We start from the raw sequence: 283 nt of genomic DNA, 5'->3' as shown, positions 1-283 counted from the left end.
GTATGTGTTGAGGAATATTACCGTACAGCTTACCGAAAGACGAATCGCTGTTATTGGTGCGAATGGTTCTGGAAAAAGTACATTTGTTCGTCTCATCAATGGGCTACAATTACCCTCTCATGGTTTTGTGAGTGTTGATGGGCTTGATACCAAGAACGATGCAAAGGCAATAAAGCATAAAGTAGGATTTGTTTTCCAAAATCCTGATAATCAAATTGTTTTACCATTAGTGGAAGAGGATTTATCTTTTGGTCTCAAAAATCTAAAACTGAGTAAAGAGGAA

The 283-nt window shown here is 37.1% G+C and carries 1 protein-coding gene; it reads left to right on the top strand.

Annotation, left to right across the window (positions count from 1 at the left end):
• Positions 1-4: 4 nt before the first annotated feature.
• Positions 5-283 (top strand): ATP-binding cassette domain-containing protein (locus tag ACFINS_RS10990; RefSeq protein WP_375706292.1); only part of this gene is annotated, 279 nt, incomplete at its 3' end.

It is taken from the genome of Bartonella sp. AA2SXKL, from assembly GCF_042197205.1.
In the GTDB taxonomy this organism is placed as follows: Bacteria; Pseudomonadota; Alphaproteobacteria; order Rhizobiales; family Rhizobiaceae; genus Bartonella.
Note: the sequence above shows the minus strand (reverse complement) of the source record. Positions and strands in the feature narration are given on the sequence as shown.